This is a genomic window from Bacteroides caecigallinarum (genome assembly GCF_016902295.1).
In the GTDB taxonomy this organism is placed as follows: domain Bacteria; phylum Bacteroidota; class Bacteroidia; order Bacteroidales; family Bacteroidaceae; genus Phocaeicola; species Phocaeicola caecigallinarum_A.
Genome location: NZ_JACJLQ010000189.1, coordinates 1 through 316, shown reverse-complemented (window position 1 = coordinate 316; position 316 = coordinate 1). Strand labels below are relative to the sequence as shown.

Annotated in this window: 1 protein-coding gene; it reads left to right on the top strand. The window is 46.5% G+C overall.

Annotated elements, in window-relative coordinates; all coding sequences use genetic code 11:
• On the top strand, positions 1 to 316 hold a 316-nt coding region (locus H6A27_RS14775; RefSeq protein ID WP_204509224.1), incomplete at both ends, for an ATP-binding protein.

Here is a 316-nt window from a genome sequence, read left to right as displayed (position 1 = left end):
GTGACTATGTGAAAAACGGGGTGTCCATACTTATTACGGGAGCTTCCGGTACAGGTAAAAGCTGGTTGGGTACAGCGTTTGGTCATCAGGCCTGCATGAACGGATATAAGGTTGCCTATTATAACCTGTACAGGCTCTTCGAGGAAATAAGCCTTGCCCGCATATCCAGTACCCTGCATCGTTTCTTCGCCAGGTTGGCACAGACTGATCTGCTTATACTGGACGACTTCGGTATGAAAGTTCTTGACGGACAACAGCTGCTTGACTTTATGGAGATTATAGAAGACCGACATGGACAGAAAGCTACTATCATCAT